Annotated in this window: 2 protein-coding genes; both read left to right on the top strand. The window is 33.8% G+C overall.

What is annotated here, in order from left to right; translation table 11 throughout:
* Positions 1 to 588 (top strand): HNH/ENDO VII family nuclease (locus ACFIQE_RS10725; RefSeq protein ID WP_375707741.1); only part of this gene is annotated, 588 nt, incomplete at its 5' end.
* 20 nt (positions 589 to 608) lie between these two features.
* Positions 609 to 1,068, top strand: a 460-nt coding sequence (locus ACFIQE_RS10720) for an SMI1/KNR4 family protein (protein WP_375707740.1), incomplete at its 3' end; no start/stop codon positions are given.

Genomic DNA, 1,068 nt, shown 5'->3' with positions numbered 1-1,068 from the left:
AAGCTTGTAGAAAAAGATCTCATCAAATTTGCTGCTAAAGCTGAAGAAGCGGCTATAACGGGAGCAACTAGTTCTGAAGTAAATACTGCGCATGTGGGGAAAGAAATTGCACAATCGCTAGAAAAAATGAGCGATGAAGCTATTGCAACTCAATATTTGGGGCAAGAGAGAAAATTCTGGTCAAAACCTATTGAGGTTGAGTTTGAAATAACTAACAAGGGAGAAAAAATTACTCAGACAAACAAAGTCTATCAGAGAGATGATCTGTTTGATCCTAACCAGATTGTTAGTTGGACAGTAAAAGGAAAAGAAGTAAAAGGTACAAATATTGAAAGGATGAAAACAGGAAGAGCACCTCTTGACTTTAATGAAAATCCCATTGAATTGCATCATATGCTGCAAACACATGATGGTCCCATAGCAGAGGTTACAAATGCGTTTCATAATAAACATAATTCAGTTATTCATATTAATCCTAATACAATGGGATCAGCTATTGACAGAGACCTATTCGATAAATGGAGGACGAAATACTGGAAGGAACGTGCTAAAGATTATGAAAAGAAAGATATAGCAACTAAAAAATAATAATTTATGGAGAACAACCTATGAAAACTTATACTTTAGCTGATGTTGTACAATTAATTGATAAAGTAAATAAATATGATGATGAGATTATCAATTTTGGTACTGCAGAGGATGCAGTTAGTGATGTACGGATTAAAGAGGCAGAAAAAACTCTCGGTTTACAGTTTACAACTTCTTATAAGGATTTTTTAAAAAATTATAAGGGAGGAGAAATTGGTTATGAGGAAATTTTTAGCATTTATAACGCAAGTTTTGAGGATCATCCTGCTGGTGATATTGTGCATAAAAACTTATATCATAGGAAACATGGTTTTGCGACATTAGAACAGCTTGTTGTCAGTAGAACTGATTTTGGTGAGACATTTTACTTTGATTATACTCAGTTTCAGGATGGTGAATGCCCACTCTACGTCAAGATTCCATCTGGAGCGTCACATTATTATGCAAGTAATTTTTATGAATTTCTCTGTAAAAGAATTA

This window comes from Bartonella sp. AA1HLJMS, assembly GCF_042197445.1.
Lineage (GTDB): Bacteria > Pseudomonadota > Alphaproteobacteria > Rhizobiales > Rhizobiaceae > Bartonella.
The sequence above is the reverse complement of the archived record's forward strand: the minus strand, read 5'-3'. Positions and strand labels throughout refer to the sequence as shown.